This is a genomic window from Achromobacter mucicolens, assembly GCF_902859725.1.
GTDB classification, from domain to species: domain Bacteria; phylum Pseudomonadota; class Gammaproteobacteria; order Burkholderiales; family Burkholderiaceae_B; genus Achromobacter; species Achromobacter mucicolens.
Genome location: NZ_CADIJP010000019.1, coordinates 35,280 through 61,963 on the forward strand (window position 1 = coordinate 35,280; position 26,684 = coordinate 61,963).

25 protein-coding genes are annotated in these 26,684 nt (G+C 67.5%); 17 read left to right on the top strand and 8 right to left on the bottom strand.

What is annotated here, in order from left to right:
• Positions 1–92: 92 nt before the first annotated feature.
• A complete protein-coding gene (locus HV786_RS21595) occupies positions 93–980 on the bottom strand; it encodes an FxLYD domain-containing protein (RefSeq protein WP_175211821.1) in 888 nt (295 codons plus the stop codon).
• Positions 970–1,848, bottom strand: coding sequence for an FxLYD domain-containing protein (locus tag HV786_RS21600; RefSeq protein ID WP_128828637.1), 879 nt, complete (start codon positions 1,846–1,848; stop codon positions 970–972). Before HV786_RS21600 ends, HV786_RS21595 begins: the two co-directional genes overlap by 11 nt.
• A gap of 311 nt (positions 1,849–2,159) precedes the next feature.
• Between HV786_RS21600 and HV786_RS21605 the strand changes: the two genes are divergently transcribed.
• On the top strand, positions 2,160–2,924 hold the full coding sequence (locus HV786_RS21605; RefSeq protein ID WP_128828636.1) for a TSUP family transporter: 765 nt from the start codon (positions 2,160–2,162) through the stop codon (positions 2,922–2,924).
• Positions 2,925–2,961: 37 nt separating this feature from the next.
• Here HV786_RS21605 and HV786_RS21610 read toward each other — a convergent pair whose 3' ends face one another.
• The 3 genes from HV786_RS21610 to HV786_RS21620 all read right to left on the bottom strand — a co-directional run bounded on the left by HV786_RS21610 (position 2,962) and on the right by HV786_RS21620 (position 5,671).
• Complete coding sequence (locus HV786_RS21610) at positions 2,962–3,402, bottom strand: CBS domain-containing protein (RefSeq protein ID WP_056324612.1); 441 nt, start codon at positions 3,400–3,402, stop codon at positions 2,962–2,964.
• Positions 3,403–3,506: 104 nt separating this feature from the next.
• Positions 3,507–4,511 (bottom strand): acyl-CoA dehydrogenase family protein, encoded by a 1,005-nt coding sequence (locus tag HV786_RS21615; RefSeq protein WP_175211823.1) that lies wholly within the window; start codon positions 4,509–4,511, stop codon positions 3,507–3,509.
• An 11-nt stretch (positions 4,512–4,522) separates the two neighbouring features.
• Positions 4,523–5,671 carry an acyl-CoA dehydrogenase family protein gene (locus HV786_RS21620; protein ID WP_128828635.1) on the bottom strand — a complete coding sequence of 383 codons (1,149 nt, stop codon included), beginning with the start codon at positions 5,669–5,671 and terminating at the stop codon, positions 4,523–4,525.
• A gap of 212 nt (positions 5,672–5,883) precedes the next feature.
• Between HV786_RS21620 and HV786_RS21625 the strand changes: the two genes are divergently transcribed.
• Complete coding sequence (locus tag HV786_RS21625; RefSeq protein ID WP_062839119.1) at positions 5,884–7,065, top strand: acetyl-CoA C-acyltransferase family protein; 1,182 nt, start codon at positions 5,884–5,886, stop codon at positions 7,063–7,065.
• Between the two features lie 57 nt (positions 7,066–7,122).
• Here HV786_RS21625 and HV786_RS21630 read toward each other — a convergent pair whose 3' ends face one another.
• Positions 7,123–7,902 (bottom strand): IclR family transcriptional regulator, encoded by a 780-nt coding sequence (locus HV786_RS21630; RefSeq protein ID WP_128828634.1) that lies wholly within the window; start codon positions 7,900–7,902, stop codon positions 7,123–7,125.
• A gap of 112 nt (positions 7,903–8,014) precedes the next feature.
• On the opposite strand from HV786_RS21630, the gene HV786_RS21635 reads away from it, so the two are divergent.
• From HV786_RS21635 to HV786_RS21685, 11 genes are all read left to right on the top strand, one after another.
• Positions 8,015–8,878 carry an enoyl-CoA hydratase gene (locus HV786_RS21635; RefSeq protein WP_128828633.1) on the top strand — a complete coding sequence of 288 codons (864 nt, stop codon included), beginning with the start codon at positions 8,015–8,017 and terminating at the stop codon, positions 8,876–8,878.
• Positions 8,875–10,959, top strand: coding sequence for an acetate--CoA ligase family protein (locus tag HV786_RS21640; protein WP_175211825.1), 2,085 nt, complete (start codon positions 8,875–8,877; stop codon positions 10,957–10,959). Before HV786_RS21635 ends, HV786_RS21640 begins: the two co-directional genes overlap by 4 nt.
• Positions 10,960–10,991: 32 nt before the next feature.
• Positions 10,992–11,960, top strand: coding sequence for a Bug family tripartite tricarboxylate transporter substrate binding protein (locus HV786_RS21645; protein ID WP_175211827.1), 969 nt, complete (start codon positions 10,992–10,994; stop codon positions 11,958–11,960).
• 4 nt (positions 11,961–11,964) lie between these two features.
• The gene (locus tag HV786_RS21650) at positions 11,965–13,167 is read left to right on the top strand and encodes an acyl-CoA dehydrogenase family protein (RefSeq protein ID WP_175211829.1); all 1,203 of its coding nucleotides are present in this window, start codon (positions 11,965–11,967) and stop codon (positions 13,165–13,167) included.
• A 6-nt stretch (positions 13,168–13,173) separates the two neighbouring features.
• On the top strand, positions 13,174–14,193 hold the full coding sequence (locus HV786_RS21655; RefSeq protein WP_175211831.1) for an acyl-CoA dehydrogenase family protein: 1,020 nt from the start codon (positions 13,174–13,176) through the stop codon (positions 14,191–14,193).
• 35 nt (positions 14,194–14,228) lie between these two features.
• The gene (locus tag HV786_RS21660) at positions 14,229–14,999 is read left to right on the top strand and encodes a class I SAM-dependent methyltransferase (RefSeq protein ID WP_128828631.1); all 771 of its coding nucleotides are present in this window, start codon (positions 14,229–14,231) and stop codon (positions 14,997–14,999) included.
• A gap of 159 nt (positions 15,000–15,158) precedes the next feature.
• Complete coding sequence (locus HV786_RS21665) at positions 15,159–15,911, top strand: GntR family transcriptional regulator (protein WP_062839112.1); 753 nt, start codon at positions 15,159–15,161, stop codon at positions 15,909–15,911.
• Positions 15,862–17,178: a malonyl-CoA decarboxylase domain-containing protein gene (locus HV786_RS21670; RefSeq protein ID WP_175155877.1), complete on the top strand. Its 1,317-nt coding sequence runs from the start codon at positions 15,862–15,864 to the stop codon at positions 17,176–17,178. The genes HV786_RS21665 and HV786_RS21670 overlap by 50 nt, the downstream gene beginning before the upstream one ends.
• A 54-nt stretch (positions 17,179–17,232) precedes the next feature.
• Positions 17,233–18,042 (top strand): enoyl-CoA hydratase/isomerase family protein, encoded by an 810-nt coding sequence (locus HV786_RS21675; protein ID WP_142054461.1) that lies wholly within the window; start codon positions 17,233–17,235, stop codon positions 18,040–18,042.
• A gap of 4 nt (positions 18,043–18,046) precedes the next feature.
• Positions 18,047–19,588, top strand: a complete 1,542-nt coding sequence (locus tag HV786_RS21680) for a malonate--CoA ligase (protein WP_128828630.1) — start codon at positions 18,047–18,049, stop codon at positions 19,586–19,588.
• A 175-nt stretch (positions 19,589–19,763) separates the two neighbouring features.
• A complete protein-coding gene (locus HV786_RS21685) occupies positions 19,764–20,735 on the top strand; it encodes a Bug family tripartite tricarboxylate transporter substrate binding protein (protein WP_056323841.1) in 972 nt (323 codons plus the stop codon).
• Positions 20,736–20,739: 4 nt separating this feature from the next.
• On the opposite strand, the gene HV786_RS21690 is transcribed toward HV786_RS21685, so the two are convergent.
• Positions 20,740–21,696 (bottom strand): aldo/keto reductase, encoded by a 957-nt coding sequence (locus HV786_RS21690; protein WP_128828629.1) that lies wholly within the window; start codon positions 21,694–21,696, stop codon positions 20,740–20,742.
• A gap of 292 nt (positions 21,697–21,988) precedes the next feature.
• Between HV786_RS21690 and HV786_RS21695 the strand changes: the two genes are divergently transcribed.
• The 4 genes from HV786_RS21695 to HV786_RS21710 all read left to right on the top strand — a co-directional run bounded on the left by HV786_RS21695 (position 21,989) and on the right by HV786_RS21710 (position 25,431).
• Positions 21,989–22,960, top strand: coding sequence for an ABC transporter substrate-binding protein (locus HV786_RS21695; RefSeq protein WP_056323846.1), 972 nt, complete (start codon positions 21,989–21,991; stop codon positions 22,958–22,960).
• A 322-nt stretch (positions 22,961–23,282) separates the two neighbouring features.
• Positions 23,283–24,173, top strand: coding sequence for an ABC transporter permease (locus HV786_RS21700; RefSeq protein WP_056323849.1), 891 nt, complete (start codon positions 23,283–23,285; stop codon positions 24,171–24,173).
• A 1-nt stretch (position 24,174) separates the two neighbouring features.
• On the top strand, positions 24,175–24,969 hold the full coding sequence (locus tag HV786_RS21705; RefSeq protein ID WP_056323852.1) for an ABC transporter ATP-binding protein: 795 nt from the start codon (positions 24,175–24,177) through the stop codon (positions 24,967–24,969).
• Between the two features lie 132 nt (positions 24,970–25,101).
• The gene (locus HV786_RS21710) at positions 25,102–25,431 is read left to right on the top strand and encodes a ribonuclease E inhibitor RraB (protein ID WP_128828628.1); all 330 of its coding nucleotides are present in this window, start codon (positions 25,102–25,104) and stop codon (positions 25,429–25,431) included.
• Between the two features lie 3 nt (positions 25,432–25,434).
• Here HV786_RS21710 and HV786_RS21715 read toward each other — a convergent pair whose 3' ends face one another.
• Positions 25,435–26,682: an NAD(P)/FAD-dependent oxidoreductase gene (locus HV786_RS21715; protein WP_175211859.1), complete on the bottom strand. Its 1,248-nt coding sequence runs from the start codon at positions 26,680–26,682 to the stop codon at positions 25,435–25,437.
• Between the last annotated feature and the right edge of the window lie 2 nt (positions 26,683–26,684).

The following is a 26,684-nucleotide window of genomic DNA, read 5'->3' on the forward strand; positions in this document are numbered from 1 at the left end:
CAGGGCGGCGCTGACGGGCGCATATGAGGCCGGGCCCCATGAAAAAGGGCGGCCGCATGGCCGCCCCGGGGAAACGCCTTTCAGTCGGCCGATCAGGGCGCGGTGGCGTCGTAGACCACGCCAACCCGGGCGAAATTGCCGCCGTACTGCTTGACGTCGACCTCGAAGGGCGCGCTGTCGCCAGGCGGCAGGCGCGGCACGCGCAATTCCTTGAAGGTGGCGCCGGTGAGCTGGTCCTGGGCGTCGTACAGGCTGACCCACACGCGCACCTTCTCGACCTCGCGCTCGCTGTCGTTGCGCACCCGGCCATGCACCGTCACGTACTTGTAACGGAAGCGGTAGGTGAAGTTCAGCGTGCCGGTGCCAATGGCGGCTTCGGTGTTTTCCACGGTCACGGCAAGCTGCGGCCGCGGTCCGGGCAGGGCGGCGCGCTTGGCGGGCAGCCAGTTCGTCTTGACCTCGGAAAAGCGTTCCACGCGCCCGGTCAGCGCCACGGGCACGCGCTCGCCGGGATACAGATACGTCGGCAGGCTCCAGGATTGGCGCAGATCCAGCGGTCGCGAACCGTCGAACACCGCGATCTCGGCGCGCGGCGACAGCGCCACGTATTCCTTGCTGGTGTTGACCAGTTCCGCATACAGCACGGGCCGTTCGATCTCGTCGAGCAGGCGGCGCGGGGCCGACAGCTTCAGCGCACCGGCGTCGAACAGCGCGAAGTCCGGATCCAGCAATTCCTCGGTGGTCAGACGGACATGGTCGATGACCCGCGTGTTGGCCGGGCTGACGCGCACGATTCGGCTGGCAGGCGGTTCGGCTGCGGCCGGCGCGGCCTTGGCGGCGGTTTGCGCGGGGGGCTGGCTGCGCGGGCCGAGGGCGGTGAACTTCCAGGCGGCGTAGGCGCCCGCCGCAAACAGGATCAGCGCCAGCGCGGTCAGGGCCGGCCGCGACAGGCGCCGGGAGGGGGAGCGATCAGCTTTCACTTTGCACCATGTAATCGTAGGCGGCGACCTCGCCGTCGCGCAGCATCTCGCAGCGCACGTCAAAGGACGTCAGCGCATCCGGGGCCAGCGGGCTGGCGGTGGCATAGCCGTTGCCGGTGCCGATCAGCCTGCCGTCGGCGCCGTAAAGCATGACCGTGATCTGCGTGCTGCTGGCCGGCTGGACGCCCTGGTTGCGGATGAGGCCCACCAACCGGTAGGTGCCGTCGTTGCGGACGAGCTGCACCTTGCTGGCGGCCACGTCGTTGTTCTTGCCACGCGCCGGCGTCGGCGTGGCAACCTTCAGGTCATAACGGCTGAACCCCTTGTCCGGCGCCGAGATCTTCAGGGGCGTGTATTCCCCCGGCTCAAGCGAGCGCGCCGGCGCCGAGCCGGACACGGTGGCCAGCGACAGGTCGCCCTGGAAGAACGATGCCGACACACGCGGCACGTCGATCTTGCGGCCCGTTTCGTTGCGCACGATCATGACGAGTTCGGTGCGTCCGCGGGTCTTGATTTCCTGCACGTCGGTCAGCTTGACCAGCGAGGCGTCGATGGGCGGTTCGGCAATGCGGGTGGGTGCGGATGACGGGCGCGAGCCCAGCGTGGAGACGACCAGGGGGACGATAACCGCGGCCAGGATCGCCACCGAGATCGCCACGAGCGCCACGGGCTTGATGGGCGCCGGCTGAGGCTTCTGGATGTTGCGCAGGATTTTTTCCAGGCGCTGCGCCACGTTGTCCTCGACCAGCGTGACCGCGTGGCAGTGGCTGCACTGGTATTCGTTGGTGTCCAGCTTGGTGAACTGGGCGCTGCCGCAGGTGGAGCAGGTCAGCGTCACCGTATTGATGGTGGTCTGTTTTGGCGTCATTCTCGGTACGCAGGCGGGCCGCCCGCGCTGCGCGAACCAGGTTTGCGCGGCGGACGGCAGGGGATAGCCGGGCGGCAAGGATAGCGGCCGCGCGGCATGGCCGGGGTGCATGAGCGCATCAGATTGTAACCAACTGTGTGGAATCGGCGCGACGGGGGCCGGACCCCCGCATTTCCCCGGTGCTATCATTCCCGCCGAAAAGCATTAGCCCGTTAACTCGTTAACCTGTTACCACGCCGTTTCCCGTCGATCCGCTCACTGCCGCCCCGGCGCGCAGCCGGGCAGAGCCGAGGTCTGGCTCCACCCGTCGCATGAGCATCGATCAACACCTGCTGTTTTTGGCCTGCGTGGCGCTTGCCACCTATGCCCAGACGATGACGGGCTTTGCGTTTGGCCTGGTGCTGCTGGGCCTGTCGGGCGTGTTTCAACTGGCCTCGGTCGCCGAGGTCGCCAACGTGGTCAGCGTGCTGTCGCTGGTCAACGCGGGCGTCACGCTGCTGCGCGCCAGACCGCAGGTGAACTGGTCGCTGCTGACGCCCGCCGCGGTCAGCAGCCTGGCCGGCGTGGGGGTGGGCGTGGCCGCGCTGACGTGGATCAGCGGATCCATGGCGGTGCTGTTGCAACTGCTGCTTGGCGTCACCATCCTGGCTTGCGCCATCTTGCTGGTGACGCGCACCCAGCCGCTGGCGCAGTTGTCTTCGCGCACGTCCAGCGTGTTTTTCGGCGGCGTGTCGGGCGTGCTGGGCGGCCTGTTTTCCAGCGCCGGCCCCCCCATGGTCTATCACCTGTACCGCCAGCCGCTGCCGCTGGCCACCATCCGCAACAGCCTACTGATCCTCTTTTCGCTCAACGCCACGGTGCGGCTTGCGCTCGTGACCGGGCAGGGCGCCTTCATGGCGTCGTCGTTCTGGATGAGCGTGCAGGCGCTGCCGGTCGTGATTGGCGTGACGTGGTTCGCGCGCCGCTACAGCACCGAGAATTCGATGAAGACGGTCAAGCGCATGGTGTTCGTGCTGCTGCTGGCCGCGGGCGTGGGCCTGATCGTCCCCGCGTCGAGAATGTTGGCGGCCGGCTAGGTGCGGCCGGCTAGGTGCGGCCGGCCAGCACTCTCCTTTAACCCCGTTCGCCCGTGATGTAGCGTTCCAGTTCGTGGATGATGAACTTCTGCTCGCTCATCACGTCCTTGACCAGGTCGCCGATGGACAGCAGGCCGATGAGCTTGTCGTTGTCGATGACGGGCAGGTGGCGGAAATGCCGTTCGGTCATCATCGCCATGCAGTGTTCCCGCGTGTCGGCGGGACCGACGTAGTAGACCGAGTCCGTCATGATGTCGCGCACCTTGGTCGTGCGCGATGAGCGGTCCTGCAGGACGATCTTGCGCGCGTAGTCGCGTTCGGTCAGCATGCCCAGCACCACGTCGCCTTCCACCACCACCACCGCGCCGATGCCGCGGTCGGCCATCGTCTTGATCGCGTCAAAGACCGACGAATCCGGAGAAACCGTCACGACGGCGTGATTGGCCTTTTCCCTGAGAAGCTCAGCAACTGTCTTCACGATGTGCTCCCGAAACGAACCATGCTCCATCCTAAGCCTGCCAGCGGGATTGCCGCAAGCGCGACGCGTTGTTTCGCGTTGTTGTCGCGAAACGCGTGACGTGGCTAGGCGGCTGGGCGGGCGTACAGCGCTGTGCGCAGGTAGGTCAGCGCATCGGCCCCGCTGGCGATCGCGTCCGCCCCGATGCGCTCGTGCCAGTGGGCTTCCGATCCCGCCGCCAGCCGCCAATCGCGCAGCCGGCGGGTGTAAAGCTGCAAGTCAAATTCCTCGGTGACGCCGATGGCGCCGTGCACCGCGTGCGCGATGTCGGCCACCTGCGGCACGGCCTGGCTTGCGCGGGCCTTGCCCAACGCGGCAAGCAAGGGGCGGGGCAGGCCGTCGTCGCCTTGAAAGGCCAGCTCTGCCGCCATGCGGGCGGCCCACACCTGTTCGGCCATCACGCTGATCTGCTGTTGCACCGCCTGAAAGCGGCCGATGGGCTTGCCGAACTGCGCTCGCTGGTCGGCGTACGCCAGCGTCATCGCCAGCACCCGGTCCATCGCGCCGGCGATCAGGCCGGCATAGGCGGCGGCTGCCAGCGTGTCCAGCGGCGCGGGACCCTCGATGCGTTCGGCGTCGCCAAGCGCCCACGACGCGCCGCCGTCCAGGCTGCCGTGCACGCCGTTCGGTTCGACGCGCGCCGCCTGCATGGGCAGCAGCCAGGCCTGGCCGCCGATATCCGCCAGCACGTAGTCGGCGCCGCGCGCCCAGGCCACGCTGACGCCGGCGATGCGTGCGCCATCGATGGCAAGGCCATGCGGCGCAAGCGCGATCGAGCCGGCCGCTTGCGGGCGCTGCGCGCGGCTCAACCAGGCGCGCGCGAGCAGGGTGTGGGCAATGGGGTAGGGGCACAGGTGCCGGCCCGCCGCCAGCACGACGGGCAGCGCGTCTGCGAGGTCCAGACCCGCGCCACCGTGCGCTTCCAGAACCAGCGCGTCCGCAAAGCCCGCGTCCTCGCAGGCCTGCCACGCGGCGGCGGGCGGCTGGCCCTTTTCGGTCCGGCGGATCACTTCGGGCGTGCAGGTCTGGGCAAAAAGGCGTTCGGCGGCATCGCCAAAAATGTTGTCCATGGCGGTCGTCCTTATCGAAGGCCAAGTCCGCGGGCGATGATCCCGCGCAGGATTTCACGGGTGCCGCCGCGCAGCGAAAACGTGGGCGCAACCTGTTCCAGATACGCCAGCGTGCGCAGCAGCGGCAGGGGCACGGGCCGGTCCGGATGCCGGCCCAGCGTATCGCCGATGAGGCGCGGGATGGCCTGTTCAAGCTCGGTGCCCAGGTCCTTGACCAGCGATGCCTCCGTGGCGGGACTCAGGCCGGCGGCCAGCTTGCCGGCAACCGCCAGCGACATGGCGCGCAGCACCGCCATCTGCGACAGGATGGCGCCTAGCGTGGCGCGGCTTGCGGCGTCGGCGTCGCGCTCGCGGCAGTGCGCCAGCCAGCATTCCAGCAGCGCGATGCTGGAATACAGACGCTCGGGGCCGCTGCGCTCGAAGGCCAGTTCGGCATTGACCTGCGCCCAGCCCGCGCCTTCCTCGCCGATCAGCGCATCGGCCGGCAACGCCACGTTGTCGAAGAACACTTCCGAAAAGTGCGCGTCGCCCGCCAGGTCTTCGATGGGCCGCACCGACACGCCGGGCAGCGACAGGTCCACGATGACCTGCGACAACCCCTGATGCCGATCGTCCACGGTGCCCGAGGTGCGCACCAGCGCAATCATGTAGTGCGAGCGGTGCGCGTTGGTCGTCCAGATCTTGCTGCCGTTCAGGCGCCATCCGCCGCCATCGGGCTCGGCACGCGTGCGGATGCTGGCCAGGTCCGACCCGGAGCCCGGTTCGCTCATGCCGATGCAAAAGAAGGCCTGCGCGGCGCAGATGCGCGGCAGGTAGAAGTCCCGTTGTGCGGGCGTGCCGTACTTCAGGATGAGGGGTGCGCTCTGGCGGTCCGCGATCCAGTGCGCCGATACGGGAGCGCCGGCGCCCAGCAATTCTTCGGATAGCACGAACCGCGCGAAATGGCCGCGCGCCGCGCCGCCGTATTCGCGCGGCAACGTCAGACCCAGCCAGCCGCGTTCGGCAAGCTGGCGGCTGAATCCGGCGTCAAACCCCATCCAGGAGCGCGCGCGCTCATCGGGCTCCAGCCCGTCCAGCGCATCGGCCAGGAAGGCGCGCACCTCGGCGCGCAAGGCTTCGTCCTCGGGGGGGATGGCAGTCAGTTCCAGCGTATCGATCATCGGGCGCTCCGGGTCGGGCAAGGGCGCCGCAAGGGGCGCCGGTGGCCACTATCGGGGAACGCGTCGAACGCTGTCCAATAGTATTTTTTGCCTTTCCGATACGGCTTCGGTATCGGCGGCCGAAACGCGGGCGCGGTGGCCCGGCAGTATGATTGACCGCACTTCAAGCCACGCATCGCGCGACTCAAAACGCACCACAAGGAGGAAACACCATGAATGAAGTCATCGTCGCTTCGGCCGTCCGCACCGCCATCGGGGATTTCGGCGGCGCGCTCAAGGATGTGCCGCCCTGCGATCTTGGCGCCACCGTCATCCGCGCCGCGCTGGAACGCGCGGGCGTCTCGGGCGACGAAGTGGGCCATGTCGCCGTCGGCCACGTCATCAACACCGAGCCGCGCGACATGTACCTGTCGCGCGTGGCCGCCATGAATGCCGGCATCTCCAAGGAGACGCCCGCCTTCAACGTCAACCGGCTGTGCGGCTCGGGCCTGCAGGCCATCGTGTCGGCCGCGCAGTCGATCATGCTGGGTGACGCCGACATCGCCGTGGGCGCCGGCGCCGAAAGCATGAGCCGCGCGCCGTACATCGCCCCGGCCCAGCGCTGGGGCGCGCGCATGGGCGACAGCGTCATGCTGGACATGATGACCGGCGCGCTGTCCGACCCGTTCGGCAAGATGCACATGGGCGTCACGGCGGAAAACGTGGCCGCAAAGTTCGGCATCAATCGTCAGGACCAGGACGCCTTGGCCGCGGAATCGCACCGCCGCGCCGCGGCGGCGATTGACGCCGGCCACTTCCGCGACCAGATCGTGCCCGTGAAGATCAAGTCGCGCAAAGGCGAGATCGTGTTCGACACCGACGAACACGTGCGCCGCGACGTCACGGCCGACAGCCTGGCCGGCCTGAAGCCGGTGTTCCAGAAGGAAAACGGCACGGTCACGGCGGGCAACGCGTCCGGCCTGAACGACGGCGCGGGCGCGCTGGTGCTGATGAACGCCTCGGTCGCGGCCAAGCGGGGCATCAAGCCGCTGGCGCGCCTGGTCGCCTACGCTCACGCGGGCGTGGACCCCGACATCATGGGCATCGGCCCGGTGCCCGCCACTCAGGCGGCGCTCAAGCGCGCGGGCCTGACGGTCGACCAGCTGGACGTCATCGAGGCGAACGAGGCGTTTGCCGCCCAGGCGTGCGCGGTGTCGCGCGAGCTGAAGCTGGATGCGGCCAAGGTGAACCCGAACGGCAGCGGCATCGGCCTGGGCCACCCCATCGGCGCAACCGGCGCCATCATCGCCACCAAGGCCCTGCATGAGCTGCAGCGCGTGCAAGGCCGCTATGCGCTCGTCACCATGTGCATCGGCGGCGGCCAGGGGATCGCGGCGATCTTCGAACGGATCTGATCCTTTACGCGCCACAGGCCCGCAAAGCTCCGGCAGCGCCGGGACTTTGCGGGCTTTTTACTTGGCGTCCTGATCCAGATAGTCCTTGGCCCACGCCTGGCATTCGGCGTGCAGCAGGGCACCCATCTGCGCGCGCCGGGGCGCGTCGAGCCGGCTGCTGATGGCGCCGAAGCTGAACGCCACCCACGTCAGCTCGGACACCGGAAACGCCACCCCCACGCCCGATACGCCCGGCGTGATGGTGTCCACGATCTCGGAATACCCCGCGGCGCGGGTCTGCCTGACCGCCTTCATCAGCGCGGTGCTGGACACGCGAATGTGCGCGTAGCTGGCGGCGTGCCGGGCATACAGCGCGGCGATCTCCTCGTCGGGCAGTGCCGCCATCAGCGCCAGGCCGCCCGCGCCCACGCCCAGAAGGCGGCGCTCGCCCTGGTCGATGGTGAAGACCTTGACCGGGAATGAGCCTGCCTCGCGCAGCAGGCATAGCGCGTAGTCGCCCTGGCGGATCACCAGGAAGACCGTGTCGCCTGACAGGCGGGCGAGCTTCTGCGCGAAGGGTCGCAGCGCGTCCAGCAGCGGCGTGCGGCGCAAGGCGGCAAACCCCAGTTGCATCGAATCCACGCCCAGCCGATAACGGCGGGTGGCGCGGTCGCGTTCGGCGAATTGTTCTTCCAGCAGGCAACTGAGCAGGCGGTGGGCGGTGGAGCGCTCCAGGCCGGTCGCGGCCATCACACCCTGCAGATCGATGCCGTCCTCCTGATGCTGCGCCAGCACGCGCAGCAGGCCGAGCGCGCGGCGCATGCTCTGGGTTCCCCCGGTTGATCCTGTCGTGTTCATATTGTGGGAATAATTGATTGAATATTTTGTATTCTAGGATTCGTGGTGCGTTAATTCAATCCAGCCGATCGCGCCGCATTCGATGGCGCGGCATCACAAGGACGAGGAGACCATGGAATACGCCACCCTGGCCGTCGAACGGTTTGACGCGGTATGCCGCATCAGCCTGGCCCGCGAATCCGCGCGCAACGCGCAAAGCCAGCAGATGCTGGATGAACTGGACCACGCGCTCGCGTGCGCTGAGGAGGACGACGACGTTCGGGTGGTGATCCTGGCCGGCCGCGGCGCGCATTTCTCGGCCGGACACGACCTGAAGGAAGCGCAGGCCAAGCGCGCGGACTTTACCGTCGAGGAACGCTGGGCCTACGAGTCGCGCCGCTACTACGGCTATTGCCTTCGCATCTGGGACTTTCCCAAGCCCGTCGTGGCGCAGGTGCAGGGCGCGTGCGTGGCCGGCGGCTTCATGATCGCCAACATGTGCGACCTGGTGGTGTGCGCCGACACCGCGTACTTTTCGGACCCGGTGGGGCATACCCTGGCCGCGGCCGCCACCGAGGTGCTGATCCATCCCTGGGTGATGGGCCTGCGCAAGGCCAAGGAGATGCTCTACACCGGCGAAAAGGTCGGCGCCGAGGAAGCGCTGCGCATCGGCATGGTCAATCGGGTGGTGCCTGAGGCGGATCTGGAGGCTGCGACGCTTGGCCTGGCGCAGCGCATTGCCCAGGCGCCTCCCTTCGGACTGCGCCTCCTGAAGCGTTCGCTGAACCGCACGGCCGACGCGCAGGGCTTTCGCACGGCCGTGTCGGCGCATTTCGACACGCACCAGCTCTCTCACCTTACCGAGGAATTCCAGGCGGTGCGCCAGCGAGGCCTGGCCCAGGCCATCCAGCGCAACAAGGACCTGCCTGCCCGCGATGCGCACGAGGCGGCCGGACAGTCCGGCGCGGTCTCGGGAAAGACGGGTGAAACCGCATGACGTCCCGCCTTGAACCGTTGCTCAATCCCCGTTCGATCGCCATGATCGGCGCCAGCGGCAATCCCGGTAGGATCGGCGGCATGCCGCTCGAATTGCTGACCCGCTTTGGCTTTGAGGGCGGCATCTATCCCGTCAATCCGAAGTACCAGGAAGTCTTTGGCCTGCGTTGCTGGCCTGACATTGAAGCCGTGCCCGAGCCGGTGGACCTGGCGGTGCTGGCCATCGCGGCGGCGGAGGTGACGCCCATGCTGCGCCGCTGTCACGCCAAGGGCATTCCCGCTGCCATCGTCTATGCCGCGGGCTTTGCCGAGGCGGGCGGCGAGGGCGCGCGCCTGCAGGCCGAGCTGGAAGCCTTTGTGGCGGAAAGCGGCATGGCGGTTGCCGGCCCGAACTGCATGGGGTTTGCGAACCTGAATACGCAGGCGCACACCGCCTTTGCCTCGGTGTTCAAGACTGCGCCCGCGCAGGACGGCCCGGGGTCGGTCAGCCTGCTGACGCAGAGCGGCAACGTGTGCGCCGCGGTATACGCCATCGCGCGCCGTGTGGGGCTGCCGTTCTCGCACTTCATCAACACGGGCAACGAGGCCTGCCTGGATTTTTCGCAGTATCTGGAATATCTGGCGGCCGATCCGCAGACCGAGATCGTGCTGGGCTACATCGAACAGCTGCGCGATGGCGGCCGATTCGTGCGGGCGTGCCGCGAACTCGAGCGGCGCGGCAAGCTGCTGATCGCGCTGAAGGCGGGCGCCACCGACAAAGGCGCGCAGGCGGTGCAGTCGCACACGTCCGCGCTGGCCGGCGATCGCCGCGTGTATGCGGCGGCGTTCCGGCAACTGAACGTCATCGAGGCCACGGATTTCGCGCAGATGGCGCACCTGGCCAGCCTGGCGACGCTGCGGCACCGCGCGGCGGGCAAGCGCGTGGCGGTGCTGACGATGTCGGGTGCGCTGGGCGCCATCCTTGCCGACAAGTTCATCGGTGCGGGGCTGTCGCTGCCGGATTTGCCGCCGGACCTGCAGGAGGTGCTGCGCGGGGGGATTCCCGATTACGGCATGGTGGGCAATCCGGTGGACGTGACCGGCAACGTGGTCAACGATCCGGCGTTCGTGCGCACCGTGCTCCAGGCGCTGGGAACGTCGGACGCCATCGACGTGGTGGTCGTGTATGCGCCCGGCTACATGCTTGACCGCATGGCCGACGCGCTGGCCGAGGCATCGCGGCAGCATAAGCGATTGTTCGTGGCCATAGACACCGGCCTGGCGCAAAGCCGCGCGGCGCTGCGCGAGGCCGAAGTGGCGGTGTTCGAGGACCTTGGTCTGGCCGTGGCCGCGCTGGCGCCCTATCTGTTGTGGTGCGAAGCGCGCGCCGCCCGGCGCCAGGCGGATCAACCGGTATTGGACGCGGTGGCCGTGCCGGCCTTGCCGTGCAACGAGGCGCAGGCGCGCGCTTACGTGGCCGCGTTTGGCGTACCCGAGGCCGCCACCGGGGTGGCGCGCAGCGCGGACGACGCGGTGCGCGACGCGCGCCGCGTGGGCTATCCCGTCGCCGTGAAAATCCTGAGTCCCGACATTGCCCACAAGACCGAGGCCGGCGGCGTCGCGCTGAACCTGGCGGACGACGAGGCGGTGCGCGCGGCCTGGGCGGACGTGACGCAGGCGGCGGCCCGCGCGCAGCCTGGCGCGCGCATCGACGGCGTGATGGTCCAGAAGATGGAGCGTGGCGTCGCCGAGATCATCGTCGGCGCCACGCGCGATCCGGTCTTCGGGCCCGTGCTGACCGTGGGGCTGGGTGGCGTGCTGACCGAAATCTACCAGGACACCAGCCACCGCCTCTTGCCGGTGGACGAGGACATCGCGTTGCAGATGTTGCGCGAACTCAAGGCGTTTGCGTTGCTGGACGGCTTTCGCGGCAAGCCGCGCGGCGACGTGGCGGCGGCGTGCCAGCGCATCGTGGCGATCGGCAACGCCTTGCTGGCCGCGCCCGCGCACGTGTCTCAGATCGAAGTGAACCCGCTGCTTATCAAAGAGGCAGGGCAGGGCGTCGCGGTGCTGGACGCCCTGATCCTGCCCGCAACCCCGTAGCGCGATCGCGCACCCCCCAGGAGGAGACAAGCATGATCAAGAAAGCATTGGCCAGCGTCGCACTGGCTTGCATGGGCATCACCGGCGCCGCCCACGCCCAGGACACTTACCCCAGCCGCCCCGTGCGCATCGTGGTGCCGTTCTCGCCTGGCGGCGCGACCGACATCATGAGCCGCCTGCTGGCGGAAAAACTGAGCGGCAGGCTGGGCCAGCCGGTGATCGTGGAGAACAAGCCCGGCGGCGGCACGATGATCGCATCCGACTACGTCTCGCGCGCCGAACCGGACGGCTACACGTTGCTGATGGCCGCGTCGTCGCTGGGAATCGCGCCCAGCATCTACGCCAAGGTCAACTACGACCCGATCAAGGACTTCGCGCCGATCTCGCAGGTGGCGTCGGTGGTGCACGTGCTGGGCGTCCATCCGTCGGTGCCGGCCAAGAACGTCGGCGAACTCATCGCCTACCTGAAGGCCAACCCGGGCAAGGTCAGCTACGGCTCGGTCGGCACGGGCAGTTCGACGCACCTGGAGGCCGAGCTTTTCAACAGCATGGCCGGAGTCCAGATGGCGCACATTCCGTACAAGGGCAGCGCGCCAGCGCTCAACGATCTGGTGGCCGGGCGCCTGCAGGTGATGTTCGATGCGTGGGCATCGTCCGGTCCCTTCGTCAAGGACGGCAAGCTGCGCGCCCTGGCGGTCACGACCGCCAAGCCGTCGGCCTCGGTGCCCGAGCTGCCGACGGTGGACGCCTCCGGCCTGCCTGGCTATTCGGCCATGCCGTGGCTGGGCCTTGTGGCGCCGGCGCGCACGCCGCAGCCGGTCATCGACAAGCTCTACCAGAACATCGCGCAGATCCTGCAGCAGCCCGAGGTCAAAAAGCAGTTCGTGGGGTTGGGGCTGGACATCATCGGCAGCGACCCCAAGGCCTTCGGCGCGTTCATCCAGCAGGATGTGGCGACGTGGGCCAAGGTCGCGCGCGACTCGAACATCCGGCTGGAGTGACCGCATGACGATGCTGGAAACCGCCGCGCAGGTCTGCGCGGCGCAGGAAGACGAAGCGTTCCGGCGCGACCTGCGCCGCTGGCTCGACGCGGCCTACGCCGGCTTTGCGCGGTCGTGGCCCGGCGGCGCCGATCCGCGCGACCTGGACTACCGGCGCGCCTGGGAAGACACGCTGTGCGCAAACGGCTGGTCCGGGCTGGGCTGGCCCCAGGCCTACGGCGGCAAGGCGCTGCCCTTGTCGCGCCAGGCGGTCTTTCATGAAGAGCACGCCCGTTGCGGCGCGCCGCTGGGTGTGAACCTGATCGGCCACGGCATTCTGGCGCCCACCGTGCTGCATTTCGGCACCGAGGCGCAGAAGCAGCGCTTTCTGCCTGGCATCCTGACAAATCGTGAGGTGTGGTGCCAGGGCTATTCGGAGCCGGGCGCGGGGTCCGACCTGGCTGCCGTGCGCACGCGGGCGCAGGCCGAGCCGGGCGGCTTTCGCCTGAACGGCCACAAGATCTGGACATCGTTCGCGGACCGGGCGCAGTGGTGCTTCGTGCTGGCGCGCACCGATCCCGACGCGCCCAGGCACAAAGGGTTGAGCTTCCTGCTGGTGGACATGCGCAGCGCGGGCGTGCGCGTGGAACCCATCCGGCAGATCACGGGCGAGGCCGAATTCTGCGAGGTCTTCTTCGATGACGTTTTTGTGCCGCAGGATGCGCTGCTGGGCGAATTGAACCAGGGCTGGCGGATCGCCATGGCCGCCGCCAGCTTCGAGCGCGGCACGTATTTCATTCCGCGGCTGGTGCGCTTTGCGCAAGAACTGCGGCAAGTGCGCGAGCTGGCCTTGCAGCCCGACGCTCACGGGCGCACGCCCGCCTCGTCGGCGCCGGTGCGCCACCGGTGGGCGCGGCTGGCCGCCGACAGCCATGTGCTGGCGCTCAAGTCGCAGCGCGCGCTGGCGGGCGCGATGCGCGGCGATCCCCCTGGACCCGAAGGGTCGTCCACCAAGATCCACTGGAGCGAGGCGCACCAGCGTCTGCTCGAGCTGTCCCTGCAACTGCTGGGCGAAGACGCCAGCCTGGGCGTGGACGCCGCCGATGCGCGCGCCGCGCAACTGACGCACGCTTATCTGTGGTCGCGCGCCGAAACCATTCTGGCGGGCACGTCCGAGATCCAGCGCAACATCATTGCCGAGCAGATGCTCGGCCTGCCCAAGGCCTGACGCCTCATGAATCTGCATCTCAGTGAAGACCAGCGCATGTTGCGCGATGCCGCGCAACGTTTCCTGTCGCAGCGCCATCCCGTGGCCGTGGCGCGCGCCGCAATCGGGCAGGACGCGGCTGCGCGCCATGCCCTGTGGCGCGACCTGGCGGAGCAGGGCTGGCCCGCCTTGCTTGCGCCCGATACCCACGGCGGGCTGGGGCTGGGCATGCGCGAGGCCTGGATCGTGGCCGAGGAGGCGGGCCGTCATTTGCTGAGCCTGCCGCTCGTGGCCAACATGGTGTTGCTGCCCACGCTGTGCCAGGCGCGGGGCGTGCCCGCCGGGTGGACGGGCGACATGATGGGGGGTGACACCTGGTATGCCGACGCAGCCCTGCGTCCCGACGGGTCGGCCTTTATCGAAGGCGCGTGCGACGACGTGCGCGCACTGGCCGTGCGAAAGACGGGCGCGGCGTCATTGCGCCTGATGCTGCTGTCGCCCGTGCGCGGCGTGGGCGGCCTGGATCCCACGATGCCCGTCGCGGTCGCGGCCAACCCGCAGGTCGTGGCCAGCGCGGATATCGAAACCGATCCCGGCGCGTGGGATGTTCTGCGCACGCGCTTGCGCGTGCTGCGCGCTGCCGAAATGCTGGGCGCGGCGTCGGCGGCGCTGGATATCGCCGCGGCATACGCCCGCGAACGCCAGCAGTTCGGCCGCGCCATCGGCGCCAATCAGGCAATCAAGCATCGTCTGGCCGAGGACTGGATGGCGCTGGACGACGCGCGGCTTGCGGGCTGGGCAGCCGCGGCCGCGTTGGATACCGGCGCGGCATCCGCGCCGCGCGATTGCCTGTTCGCGCCGCTGCTGGCCGGGCAGGCCAGCCGGCGCGTCGCGCAGAACGCCATCCAGGTCCACGGCGCGCTGGGGGTCACGTGGGAATGCGATGCGCATCTTTACTTAAAGCGCGTGTTGCGGCTGGATGCCAGCCTGGAGGCCGAAGTGCCGGGGCCCGATCTGCTGGAACGCATCTGGGAAGCGGCGGCGTAGCTGACGAGGCGGGCTGCGGGCCTACAATCGCGCCCATGCACAAATCCAACTTTCCCTCCGAACTCGACCAGCCGACGCTTTCCGAAGTGGACGGCGTGCGCTATCTGCACTTCAACACCGAATGGGTGCAGGGTGCGATGCACATCAAAAATCCGTCTGAACTGGTGCTGGAGTACACCGCGCAGATGATGGCCTGGCTGCTATTCCTGGAACCGCCGAAGGAAGAGGCCATCGGCATGCTGGGCCTGGGCGCGGGCTCGCTGGCGCGCTTTTGCGCCAAGCACACGCGCAGCCCGCTGCTGGCCGTGGAATGGAACCCGCGCGTGACCGCCGCGTGCCACATGTTCTTCCGCCTGCCGGGCGCCAACCGGCTGCAGGTCGAACACACCGACGCCGGCGCCTGGGTGGCCGACCCGCTGAATGCGGGGCGCTGCCCCGTGTTGATGGTGGACCTGTACGACGCCGCCGCCGAAGGGCCGGTGCGCGACAGCGTGAAATTCTATCGCGACTGCCGCCGCGTGCTGGGCGAGGTCGGCATCCTGGCCGTGAACCTGTTCGGCCGGCACGAAAGCTTCGGCAAGAACATCGACAACCTGTCCAAGGCGTTCGATGACCGCATCGTGCTGCTGCCCGAAGTCGAGGCCGGCAATCAGATCGTTTTGGCCTTCTCCGGCCCAAGCCTGGCGATCACGCCCGCTGACTTGCTGGCCCGCGCCGAGGTGGTGGAAGGCAAGTACGGGCTACCCGCTCGCCGCTGGGCGCGCTCGCTGACGCGGCATGCGGTGGACGGCGTTTTGCATTTCTGATCCTGGTCTCAACCGCTCTCCTGTCCCCCTTTCATGAACGCCACTTCGTCTTGTTAGGGAAGGTCCCGAGTCTCCCGGGGGTTTACCTTTCTCCAACCCCGGGTCTATCATCGGCTTATTCATAATTATGAATTACGGCGTTTTCCGCGCCGCCTGCCCATGAACCATCCCATCGTCCGGCAAGCCCTGTATCTGGAAGTCGCGGACCGCCTGCGCGGCATGATCCACGCGCGGTCGCTGCGCAACGGAGAGTGGATCGACGAACTGCGGCTGGCTGGCGAAATGGGCATTTCGCGCACGCCGCTGCGCGAGGCGCTGAAAGTGCTGGCCACGGAAGGGCTGGTGCGGCTGGAGCCGCGCCGCGGCTGCTTCGTGAACGAGCTGTCGGCACAGGACCTGGAAGATATCTTCCCGCTGATGGCGATGCTGGAAGGGCGCTGCGCCTTCGAGGCCGCGCGCAAGGCCACCGATGCCCAACTGGCCGAGCTGGAACCGCTGCACGCCGCGCTGGCCGGTCATGCCAAGGCCGGCCGCATCGACGCCTATTACAAGACCAATTACCTCATTCACGAAGCCGTTCAGGCGCTGGCCGGCAACCAATGGCTGTCCGACATGGTCGGCAACCTGCGCAAGGTCCTGAGCCTGTCGCGCCATCGCAGCCTGTCCCGGCCCGGCCGCATCGACCAGTCCTGCGCCGAACACCTGGCCATTTTCGAGGCCCTGAAGGCCCACGATTCCGACGCCGCACAGGCGCTGGCGCACACCCATTTGATGCGTCAGCTTGAAGCGCTGCGCGTTCTCAGCAACGAAGACGCCGCCGATGCGGCGCCGTCCGATCCCATCGTCATCGAGGAGCCCGCCCATGTCCGCACCCGCCAATCTCGCGCCCGCGCGCGGCGCACGCACGCCTGAGCCCGAGGCCGATGTCGTCGACGCCGCCGCCGCGGCCGAAAGCGCCAGCCTGATCACCCGGCTGGGCCGGCTGTGGGATCGCGGCCGCCTGCCCAGCGAGTCGGAAGTCCGCCGCCTGTTTGAGGCGCGGCTGACCGACGTCGCCGCCAACAAGCTGGCGCGCCGCTGGTGCGAGCAGTACTCGGCGGCCGACGGCAAGGACCGCCGCCTGATGCTGGCCGCGCTGGCGCAGATCCGCGCCACCTATGCGGGCGAGGGCGGCGAAGGCGTGCGGCTCTTCAAACGATTCAACGCCCAGCCGCAGGGCCTGCGCTTTCTGGTTGAATTGCGCGCCGACATGCTGCGCTGGCGCAAGCAGGTGGCTGGCATCCAGTCGCTGGATAAGGAACTGGAAGGCCTCTTGTCGGCCTGGTTCGACGTGGGCCTGTTGGAACTGCGCCCGCTGACCTGGGATTCGCCGGCATCGCTGCTGGAAAAGCTGATCCTTTACGAGGCCGTCCACGAGATCAAGTCCTGGGACGACCTGCGCCACCGCGTCGCGCCCGATCGCCGCTGTTACGCCTATTTCCACCCGCAGATGCCGGGCGTGCCGCTGATCTTCGTGGAAGTGGCCTTTGCCAGCCAGATGGCCGACAACGTGCAGGTGCTGCTGGACAGCACGCTGCCGCCGCAAGACCTGGACAAAGCGCGCTGGGCGATCTTCTATTCGATTTCGAACACGCAGCCCGGCCTGAAGGGCATCAGCTTCGGCAACTTCCTGCTCAAGCGGGTGGTCGAGCAGCTGCTGGAAGAGCTGCCCAAGCTGAAGGCCTTTGCCACGCTGTCGCCCATCCCGGGCTTCACCGACTGGCTGGGCAAGCAGGACGCCCAGGCGGTCGAGGCCATCGTGCGCGAAGACAAGACCCGCGCCAAGGACCGCAACCGCGAGGGCGTGCCGGACGGTCAGCGTTGGGTCGCGCGGCTGGCCAAGGCCGCGCAGGGCAAGGCGCCCGACGTCGTCAAGCGCGCCGGGTTCCGGCTGGCGGCGTGCTATCTGCAATCGATGAAGAACGGCCTGCCGGTGGACCCGGTGGCGCGTTTTCACCTGGGCAACGGCGCGCGCATCGAGCGGCTGAACTGGGCGGCGGATACGTCTCCCAAGGGACTGAAGCAGTCGTGCGCCATGATGGTCAATTATTTGTATGACCTGGACGAACTGGACACCAACCTTCAGCGCCTGAACGACGGCAAGCCGCAGATCAGCCGCGGCGTGGGGCGCGTGGCCTGACCGCCGGAAACACGGCGGCGGATTCCATCAACAACAACAACGAGGGCAGGGGACATGACGGAGAACGTGGCTGGCCATGGCCAAGGCCAAGACCGTGTGCGGCTTGAGCGCGAAGGGCATCTGGCCTGGGTGACGCTGTCGCATCCGGGACGCCTTAACGCGATCACGGTCGGCATGTGGCGCGAACTGCGCGAGGTCTTCACGCGCATCGCGCAGGACGATGCCGTGCGCTGCGTGATCGTGCGCGGCGAAGGCGGCAATTTCGCGGCCGGCGCCGACATCCGCGAGTTTCCCGCCGAGCGCGCCGATCTGGCCGGCGTGCAGCGCTATCACCGCGAGATCCTGGCCCCCGCCCTGCAGGCCGTTGCCCAATGCCCGCAACCCGTGATCGCCCAGATCGAAGGCGTGTGCGTGGGCGGCGGTCTTGAAATCGCCTGCCAGTGCGACCTGCGCATCGCCGGCGCATCGGCCCGTTTCGGGGTGCCGATCAACCGCTTGGGCTTTCCGATGGCCCCGGACGAAATGCGCGGCCTGCTGGCATTGGCCGGCCGGGCGGCGACGCTGGCCATCCTGCTGGAAGGCCGGGTGTTCGGCGCCGACGAGGCGCGCGGCCTGGGCCTGTTGACCCGCATCGTCGACGATGGCGAGGTCGCGGCTGCGGCCCGTCGCAGCGCCGACCGCATCGCCCAGGGCGCGCCGCTGGCCGCCCGCATCAATAAGCGCTTGTCCGCCAGGCTCGCCACGGGCGCGGCCTTGACCGAGGACGAGTACCAGGATTATTTCTCCTATGCCGAAAGCCGGGACCACAGAGAAGGCGTGCGTGCCTTCCTGGCCGGCGAAGACCCTTCCTTTTCCGGAGACTAGACAGGTGAGCAACGCCAACCTATACGCTGTCCTGCAAGGCGGCTTTCCCAAAGACCGCAGCAAAGTCGCGCTGGAAACGCCCGACCTCCAATACACCTGGGACGACATCGACCGCGCGACCGCGTGCCTGGCGAACCTGCTGCAATCGCTGAACCTGCCGGACGGCGCGCGCGTGGCCGTGCAGGTCGAGAAGTCGCCCGAGGCGCTGCTGTTGTACCTGGCCACGCTGCGCGCGGGCCTGGTGTACCTGCCGCTGAACACCGCCTACCGCGAATCCGAAATCGAATACTTCCTGGGCAACGCCGAGCCGTCCGTCGTTGTGTGCGCCAGCAAGAACCTGGACTGGGTCAAGCGCGCCGCCGACAAGGCCGGCTGCCCGCACGTCTTCACGCTGGACGAGGACCGCACCGGCACGCTGCTGGAGGCCGCCGGCAGCCTGCCGCAAACCTTCAAGACGGTTCAACGCAAGCCGGACGATCTGGCCGCGATCCTGTACACCTCGGGCACCACGGGCCGCAGCAAGGGCGCGATGCTCTCGCACGGCAACCTGGCGGCCAATGCGCGCACCTTGCATGAATACTGGGGCTGGCGCGAGGACGACGTGCTGCTGCACATGCTGCCGATCTTCCATGTGCACGGCTTGTTCGTGGCCTCGCACGGCGCGCTGCTGGCGGGCGCGCGGATGATCTGGCTGCCCAAGCTGGACGCCGACCAGGCGCTGCATTACCTGCCGCAGAGCACCGTGATGATGGGCGTGCCTACATACTACGTGCGCCTCTTGGCCGATCCGCGATTCAACCGCGACGTGTGCGCCAACATGCGGCTCTTTATCTCGGGCTCGGCGCCGCTGCTGGCCGAGACGTTCTCGGACTTCAAGCAGCGCAGCGGCCATCCCATTCTTGAACGCTACGGCATGAGCGAGACCGTCATGCTGACGTCCAATCCCTACGACCCCGCGCTGGGCGAGCGTCTGGCCGGCACCGTCGGGCGCGCCTTGCCCGGCGTGCAGGTGCGCGTGGTCGACGATGCCGGCAAGCCGCTTGCGGCGGGCGAAATCGGCAACGTGCAGGTGCGTGGCCCCAATGTGTTCTCGGGCTACTGGCGCATGCCGGAAAAGACCCGCGAGGAATTCACCGAAGATGGCTGGTTCAAGACGGGCGACGTGGGCCGTTGGGGCGGCGAGTCCGCTGGCCGCACCGCGCCCGACGACTATCTGTCGATCGTGGGCCGCAGCAAGGACCTCATCATCTCGGGCGGCTACAACGTGTACCCCAAGGAGATCGAGACGCTGATCGACGACATGCCGGGCGTGTCGGAATCCGCGGTGATCGGCGTGCCGCATCCGGACTTCGGCGAGGCCGTGGTGGCGGTGGTGGTGCCCAAGGACGGCGCGTCGCTGGACGCCTCGGCGATGCAGGCGGAATTGAAGTCGCGCATTGCCAACTTCAAGGTGCCCAAGCGCGTGCATATCATCGACCAGCTGCCCCGCAACACCATGGGCAAGGTGCAGAAGAACGTGCTGCGCGACACCTACAAGGCGCTGTAACCCCACATCGTGCCGGTCCTCCGCGGGACCGGCATTTTTTTACCGCATCCAAGGAGACGCCTCCCCAACCAATATCCCGAAAAGACCTGCCCTCAGCATTCAGAAGAAAAAGATATTCCAGCGACGAGACGCCAAAAAACAGGCGCCGTCCCCCGATGCAGCAAGAGGAGACAAAATGAACTATCGCACCACCGCCGCGGCCGTGTTCGCCGTGGCAGCCCTGGGTTTTGGCGGCGTTGCCGCCGCGCAATGGCCCGAACGCCCCATCACGCTGATCGTTCCGTTCCCCGCCGGTGGCGGCACGGACACGTTCGCCCGTCCGCTGGCCGCGCAGCTCACGACGCAGCTCGGCCAGACGGTGGTCATCGACAACAAGGGCGGCGCGGGTGGCACCGTGGGCGCCGGCGTTGCCGCCAAGGCCAAGCCCGACGGCTACACGTTCTTCATGGGCGGGGCGCACCATGCGCTGGCGCCGTCCCTGTACAAGAGCCTGAGCTACAACATCCAGAAGGACTTCGTGCCGGTCGCCCTGGTGGCGCAGCCGCCGCAGGTCGTCGTCATCAATGCCGGCAAGCTGCCGGTCAAGACCTTGCAGGAGTTCATCGACTACGCCAAGAAGCGGCCGGGCGAAATCAACTTCGGCACCGCGGGCAAGGGCAGCACGCACCACCTGGCCGGCGAGCTGTTCGCCATGCAGACCGGGGTCAAGCTGGTGGACGTGCCGTACCAGGGGGCGGGCCCGATGCTGTCGGCGCTGATCGGCGGGCAGGTGGATCTGGCCTTCGACGGACTGGGTTCGTCCGCCGGGCATATCCGCGCCGGCGCGATCAAGCCGCTGGCCGTGGCCGCCACGGAGCGTTCGCCGTCGCTGCCTGACGTGCCGACTGCCGCCGAGGCCGGGGTGCCGAACTACGTCGTGTCGACCTGGTACGCGATCTGGGCGCCCGCCGGCACGCCCAAGGAGGCCACGGAAAGGATGGCCGCCGAGATCACCAAGGCGCTGAACACGCCCAAGCTGAAGGAAACCTGGGCGGGCAACGGCACCGGCGTGCCCACGCTGACCGGCGCCGAGTTCGGCAAGTTCGTCGACAGCGAGGTCCAGCGCTGGGCCAAGGTTGTCAAGGACTCCGGCGTTACGCTGGACTAGCGCCTTACCGCCAATCGCTGGCCCGGCTGAGCCGGGCCAGCTGGTCGTGCGTCAGCGTCAGGCTGGCGGCCTTGACCAGTTCGTCCAGTTGGGCGAGCGAGGTGGCGCTGACTATGGGCGCGGTGATGCCCGGCTGCGCGATCTGCCAGGCCAGCGCGGCCTGCGCGGGCGTGCAGCCGGCGTCCTCGGACACCTCATCCAGCGCCTTCAGGATGCGGTAGCCGCGGTCGTTCAGGTAGGTCTCGACGATCTTCTTGCCGCGCGCGCTCTTGCCCGCATCGCCGGGGCTGCGGTATTTGCCGCTAAGAAAGCCGCTGGCCAGCGCGAAATAGTTGATCGTGCCCATCTGCTGCGTCTTCACCAGGCTTTGCAACCCGGATTCGAAGGGTTCGCGCGTGTACAGGTTGTACTCGGGCTGGATGCTTTCATAGCGCGGCAGGCTGTGCCGCTCGCTGGCGATCAGTGCTTCGGACAGCCGCACGGCCGTGTAGTTGGACGCGCCGATCGCGCGCACCTTGCCGGCTTCGATCTGCTTGGCGTATTCGCCCAGCGTGTCGGTCAGCGGCGTGTCCGGGTCGTCCTGGTGGGATTGGTACAGGTCCACGTGGTCGGTCTGCAGGCGCGCCAGCGACGCCTCCAGCGAGCGCCGGATATAGGCGGGCGACAGCCCCTTCTGGCCAGGCCCCATTTCCATGCCAACCTTGGTGGCGATCAGGACCTGATCGCGCTTGCCCGTTCGCTTGAGCCACTTGCCGATCAGGGTTTCGGATTCGCCGCCCTGGTTGCCCGGCACCCAACGCGAATACATATCCGCCGTGTCGATGAAATTCAGGCCGGCGTCCAGCAACGCGTCCAGCAGCGAAAAGGTGCCGGCTTCGTCGACGGTCCAGCCGAAGACGTTGCCGCCGAATGTGAGCGGGGGAACCTGCAGGCCGGATCGGCCCAATGCGCGTTTGATCATGGCTGGCCTCGGGATGCCGTCGCCGGGCACGCGGAACGGGATGAACGGCGTTCGCCCGGCGTGGTCAGTATATTCACGCCGCTGCCCCGTGGCGGGGCATGCCCTGATGGATGCACCATTACAGGGATTCCCCCCAACTCCATTTGGTGGGCGGCACGTTAGACTATACGGCTTTATGGCGGGCCGAACGGGTGGCAAATCCGGGTGGTAAACCCGGGTGGCAAATCCCGCGGCGGCCATGAAGACACCGGCAACTTCAACAAGCAATACCACGGGTTCAAGGAGCAAACATATGCTGATCGGAAAACACCATTTTCTGACGGTTGGCGCGATGGCGCTGGCAATGGCTATCGCCGCGCCGGCCGCCGCGCAGCAAAAGTCCGTCGCGGTGACCGCCATCGTCGAGCATCCGGCGCTGGACGCCGTGCGTGACGGGGTGCAGGACGCCCTCAAGCAAGCCGGCTACGAGCCGGGCAAGAACCTGAAGTGGCAGTATCAAAGCGCTCAGGGCAACAACGGCACGGCCGCCCAGATCGCCCGCAAGTTCGTCGGCGACCGCCCGGACGCCATCGTCGCGATCGCCACGCCGTCGGCGCAGGCCGTCGTTGCCGCCACCAAGGACGTGCCGGTGGTGTATTCCGCCGTGACCGACCCGGTCGCCGCGCAACTCGTGTCCAGCATGGATGCCTCGGGCACCAACGTGACCGGCGTGTCGGATCTGCTGGCCCTGGACAAGCAAGTCGAACTCATCAAGAAGATCCTGCCCAATGCCAAGCGCGTGGGCATCGTCTACAACCCGGGCGAGGCCAACTCGGTCGTGGTCGTCAAGAAGCTCCAGGAAATCCTGCCCAAGTCCGGCATGAGCCTGGTCGAAGCCGCCGCCCCGCGCTCGGTGGACGTGGCTTCGGCGGCTCGCAGCCTGATCGGCAAGGTCGACGTCATCTACACCAACACCGACAACAACGTCGTGTCGGCGTATGAGTCGCTGGTCAAGGTGGGTAATGACGCCAAGATCCCGCTGATCGCGTCGGACACCGACAGCGTCAAGCGCGGCGGCATCGCCGCCCTGGGCATCAACTACCGCGATCTGGGCGTGCAGACCGGCAAGATCGTCGTGCGCATCCTGAAGGGCGAGAAGCCCGGCGCGATTCCGTCTGAAACCAGCTCCAAACTTGAGCTCTACGTGAATCCGGGCGCGGCCGCCAAGCAGGGCGTGACCCTGTCCGACGCGCTGATCAAGTCGGCCGCGGTGGTCGTGAAATAATACGGCGCGATATCGGCCCCGCCATGCCTATCCGGCGTGCGCGGGGTTTTTCTTGCGTTTTTCGTGGTGTCTGGCTTACCCGATGTTCCATAGGGCGGCAGCGTTCACAAGACGTTCGCGGCCCGGCGTTGTTGCTTCCTTGACAGGTCTCGCACGTCCGCTGGCGCCGCCGGCGGGAAGACACGTGGGCGGGAAACGAGAGAAAATCCATGCCGGGAAACGTTTATTGCGAAAGCTCGGGTAAAACTGACCCGTGAACGCAAGAAATCGCGCGTTTCACTTCTTTAATATGCTCGTTTCTTATCTTGATTGGATCTGACCCATGTCATTGTTCTCGTTGTTAGGCGCGCTGGAGATCGGGCTGATCTTCAGCCTGGTGGCCTTGGGCGTCTTCATCTCCTTTCGCCTGCTGCGCTTCCCGGACCTGACCGTGGACGGCAGCTTTCCGCTGGGCGGCGCAGTCTGTGCGACGCTGATCGCATCGGGCACCGATCCGTTTTCCGCCACCATCATCGCCACCATCGCGGGCGCGGCGGCCGGGCTGGTCACGGGCTGGCTGAACGTCAAGCTCAAGATCATGGATCTCTTGGCCAGCATCCTGATGATGATCGCCCTGTATTCGATCAACCTGCGCATCATGGGCAAGCCCAACGTGCCGCTGATCACCGAACCCACCGTCTTCACGATTCTGCAGCCGGCGTGGATTTCAGACTACGTTGCGCGCCCGCTGATCCTGATCGTCATCGTCATCCTGTGCAAGCTGGCGTTGGACTGGTTCTTTGCCACGCAGACCGGCCTGGCGGTGCGCGCCACCGGCTCGAACGGCCGCATGGCCCGCGCGCAGGGCGTGAACACCGGCCGCATGATCCTGGGCGGCATGGCGCTGTCCAACGCGCTGGTCGCGCTGGCGGGCGCGCTGTTTGCGCAGACGCAGGGCGGATCGGACATCTCGATGGGCATCGGCACCATCGTGATCGGCCTGGCCGCGGTCATCGTCGGCGAAAGCATCCTGCCGTCGCGCAAGCTGGTGCTGGCCACGCTGGCCGTCATCATCGGCGCCATCGTCTACCGCTTCTTCATCGCCCTGGCGCTCAATAGCGATTTCATCGGCCTGAAGGCGCAGGACCTGAACCTCGTCACCGCGGTGCTCGTCACGATCGCCCTGGTCATCCCCATGCTCAAGCGCCGCCTGGTCGGCAAGAAGGGGCGCTGATATGTTGTCCGCAAAAGACCTGAAAATCACCTTCAACGCGGGGACGCCCATCGAGACCCGCGCGCTGCGCGGCCTGACGCTGGAAATCCCGTCGGGCCAGTTCGTGACCGTGATCGGTTCCAACGGCGCGGGCAAGTCCACGTTCCTGAACGCCGTGTCGGGCGACCTGCCGGTCGATTCCGGCCGCATCGACATCAATGGCGTGGACGTGACGCGCCAGCCCGTGTGGGCGCGCGCCGGCAGCGTGGCCCGTGTGTTCCAGGACCCCATGGCGGGCACCTGCGAAGACCTGACCATCGAAGAAAACATGGCGCTGGCGCAGATGCGCGGCGCATCGCGTGGCTACAGCCGCGCCGTGAAGGCCTCGATGAAAGCCGGCTTTCGCGAACGCCTGGCCACATTGGGGCTGGGCCTGGAAAACCGCCTGACCGACCGCATCGGCCTGTTGTCCGGCGGCCAGCGTCAGGCGGTCAGCCTGTTGATGGCGGCGCTGCAACCGTCGCGCATCCTGCTGCTGGACGAGCACACCGCCGCGCTCGACCCGCGCACCGCGGACTTCGTGCTGCAACTGACGGCGCGCATCGTGGCGGAAAACAAGCTCACCACCATGATGGTCACGCACAGCATGCGCCAGGCGCTGGACGTCGGCGACCGCACGGTCATGCTGCATCAGGGCCAGGTCGTGCTGGACGTGTCCGGCGACGAACGCCGCGGCATGGACGTTCCGGACCTGCTTGCCATGTTCGAGCGGGTGCGGGGCGAGAAACTGTCGGACGACGCCCTGTTGCTGGGCTGATGACGAAGAAAGCGCGGTCTGCAAGGACCGCGTTTTTTTCGCCTCGAATTTTGCCCGGGCTTTTGCCCAGCACAGGGCCGGACCTCTGCTACCATCGCCGCCTCTTGAAAAACGATAAGCAGAGCAGCAGCGATGGAAGTCAGCCAGGCGTCGATTGACGGCATGTACAGCAAGATGGCGCAGAACGGCTGGGATACGTTCGGCCCATTGAAGTGGGGCTACTGCTTCATGGCCTCGCACGAACACGCGCTGGAACTGATCTTCCGCGAGATCGCCGACAGCAAGTACCAATTGGAAAGCCTCGTACAGGCCGACGACGAAGACGGCGGCTGGACGATGTGCGTGAGCAAGGTCGAAATCCTGCCCGCGGACAAGCTTTTCCGGCGCTGCAATGCCTTCAATGAACTGGCCGACGAGTACAGCGCGCTGTTTGACGGCTGGGACGTGGAACGGGTGGCGTGAACGCTAGATGAAGCGGCCGGGCCGGAAAGCCGGATGGCGCGCCGCGGCGCTGCCGTCCACCATCTGGTCGGCCAGAATCTTCGCGGTGCCCGGCGCGGTGCTGAACCCGATGTGCTGGTGTCCCAGCGCCAGCCACAGGCCGGGATGACGCGGCGCCTCGCCGATCATCGGGCGGCTGTCGGGCAGAGTGGGGCGGCGGCCCAGCCAGGCGGCCGCATCCAGCCGGTCGCCCAACGGGAAGGCCTCACGCGCGCGCTGTTCGGCCAGCGCAAGCTGATCCGGCCGCGCGGGCGCGTCGCAGGCGTCCAGCTCCACGCCCGTGGACAGGCGCAGCCCGCGCGCGATCGGCGACAGCACGTAGCCGCCGCCCGTGTCGTACACGGGTCGCGTCACGCGCGCGCCTTCGCGGCCGCTGTAGTGCATGTGATAGCCGCGTTCAAACGCCATCGGCAGGTCGATGCCGGTGGTCTTCAAGAGCGCCTTGGACCACGGACCCAGCGCCACCACGAGCCGGTCGGCGGACAGGGATTCGGACGTCGTTGCCCCGTTCACGATCCACGACGCGCCGTCGCGGCGGATGCCGCGGGCGTCCAGCCGCCGGAATTGGCCGCCTTCGCGGCGGTAGAGGTCGGCGTAGGCCGCCACGACCTCGTGCGGATCGTCGACCGAATACGATCCCTGGATCCACAACGCGCGGTGAAAGATCGGCGACAGCGCGGGCTCGGCTTCGGCCAGTGCCGCGGGGTCCAGTTCCTGCGTGGGCACGTCATACTGAGCGAACGTGCGGCGCGCCAGCGCGCTGGCCTGCCACGCCTGCGCCGAGCGGTACAGGAAGATCCACCCGGTGTCGCGCAGCCGGTGGCGCGCGCCGCTTTGGTCCAGCAGCTTCAGGTGCTCGGGCGCGGATAGCCGGATCAGGCCGTCCAGCGCCCGCGCGGTTTCCTGGAAAACGGCCGGCCGCGCGCTCATCAGAAAGCGCGCCGCCCAGCCCAGGTTCGCCGCCAGATACGGCCAGCGGTAGCGGAACTGGACCGTGTCGTTCTTCAAGAGGCGCGGCAGTTGCTTCCATAGCCCCGGATGATTGAAGGGCATGAGGGAACTGCGGGCCAGCACGCCGGCGTTGCCCAGCGACGTTTCCATGCCCGGTTCCTGGCGGTCGACAAGCAGGACCTTCATGCCGCGACGGCGCAGTTCCAGCGCGCAGCAGACGCCGACGATGCCCGCGCCCAGCACGATGACGTGATTGCCCATGT

Coding starts and splice junctions, on each gene's coding strand:
- HV786_RS21660 (WP_128828631.1), top strand. CDS start 14,229: ATGCACAAATCCAACTTTCCCTCCGAACTCGACCAGCCGACGCTTTCC.
- HV786_RS21620 (WP_128828635.1), bottom strand. CDS start 5,671: ATGATCGATACGCTGGAACTGACTGCCATCCCCCCCGAGGACGAAGCC.
- HV786_RS21710 (WP_128828628.1), top strand. CDS start 25,102: ATGGAAGTCAGCCAGGCGTCGATTGACGGCATGTACAGCAAGATGGCG.
- HV786_RS21700 (WP_056323849.1), top strand. CDS start 23,283: ATGTCATTGTTCTCGTTGTTAGGCGCGCTGGAGATCGGGCTGATCTTC.
- HV786_RS21695 (WP_056323846.1), top strand. CDS start 21,989: ATGCTGATCGGAAAACACCATTTTCTGACGGTTGGCGCGATGGCGCTG.
- HV786_RS21715 (WP_175211859.1), bottom strand. CDS start 26,682: ATGGGCAATCACGTCATCGTGCTGGGCGCGGGCATCGTCGGCGTCTGC.
- HV786_RS21665 (WP_062839112.1), top strand. CDS start 15,159: ATGAACCATCCCATCGTCCGGCAAGCCCTGTATCTGGAAGTCGCGGAC.
- HV786_RS21640 (WP_175211825.1), top strand. CDS start 8,875: ATGACGTCCCGCCTTGAACCGTTGCTCAATCCCCGTTCGATCGCCATG.
- HV786_RS21630 (WP_128828634.1), bottom strand. CDS start 7,902: ATGAACACGACAGGATCAACCGGGGGAACCCAGAGCATGCGCCGCGCG.
- HV786_RS21690 (WP_128828629.1), bottom strand. CDS start 21,696: ATGATCAAACGCGCATTGGGCCGATCCGGCCTGCAGGTTCCCCCGCTC.
- HV786_RS21685 (WP_056323841.1), top strand. CDS start 19,764: ATGAACTATCGCACCACCGCCGCGGCCGTGTTCGCCGTGGCAGCCCTG.
- HV786_RS21650 (WP_175211829.1), top strand. CDS start 11,965: ATGACGATGCTGGAAACCGCCGCGCAGGTCTGCGCGGCGCAGGAAGAC.
- HV786_RS21605 (WP_128828636.1), top strand. CDS start 2,160: ATGAGCATCGATCAACACCTGCTGTTTTTGGCCTGCGTGGCGCTTGCC.
- HV786_RS21615 (WP_175211823.1), bottom strand. CDS start 4,511: ATGGACAACATTTTTGGCGATGCCGCCGAACGCCTTTTTGCCCAGACC.
- HV786_RS21675 (WP_142054461.1), top strand. CDS start 17,233: ATGACGGAGAACGTGGCTGGCCATGGCCAAGGCCAAGACCGTGTGCGG.
- HV786_RS21670 (WP_175155877.1), top strand. CDS start 15,862: ATGTCCGCACCCGCCAATCTCGCGCCCGCGCGCGGCGCACGCACGCCT.
- HV786_RS21705 (WP_056323852.1), top strand. CDS start 24,175: ATGTTGTCCGCAAAAGACCTGAAAATCACCTTCAACGCGGGGACGCCC.
- HV786_RS21635 (WP_128828633.1), top strand. CDS start 8,015: ATGGAATACGCCACCCTGGCCGTCGAACGGTTTGACGCGGTATGCCGC.
- HV786_RS21600 (WP_128828637.1), bottom strand. CDS start 1,848: ATGACGCCAAAACAGACCACCATCAATACGGTGACGCTGACCTGCTCC.
- HV786_RS21645 (WP_175211827.1), top strand. CDS start 10,992: ATGATCAAGAAAGCATTGGCCAGCGTCGCACTGGCTTGCATGGGCATC.
- HV786_RS21625 (WP_062839119.1), top strand. CDS start 5,884: ATGAATGAAGTCATCGTCGCTTCGGCCGTCCGCACCGCCATCGGGGAT.
- HV786_RS21655 (WP_175211831.1), top strand. CDS start 13,174: ATGAATCTGCATCTCAGTGAAGACCAGCGCATGTTGCGCGATGCCGCG.